Annotated in this window: 1 protein-coding gene; it reads left to right on the forward strand. The window is 62.1% G+C overall.

Translation table 11 applies throughout. The annotated features are described in order from the left end of the window. On the forward strand, positions 1-224 hold a 224-nt coding region (locus DIE06_RS38640; protein ID WP_185733600.1), incomplete at both ends, for a hypothetical protein.

The following is a 224-nucleotide window of genomic DNA, read 5'->3' on the forward strand; positions in this document are numbered from 1 at the left end:
CATACCTGGAATACGGGCTTCAACGCCGTTGAAGGCGTGAACGACGTACAAGTCCGGCAGATCGACGTCGCAGGCAATACCTCGTCGGCCACGTCGTTCAGCTTCACGCTCGATACGTCGGCCGCTGCGCCCAGCGTTGCGCTCACGACCGACTCCGGTAGCAGCGCCACCGATCACATCACCAATGTCGGCACCTTGAACCTCACCGGTGTCGAAACCGGCGC

Source organism: Burkholderia sp. Bp8998, assembly GCF_003854235.1.
Lineage (GTDB): Bacteria > Pseudomonadota > Gammaproteobacteria > Burkholderiales > Burkholderiaceae > Burkholderia.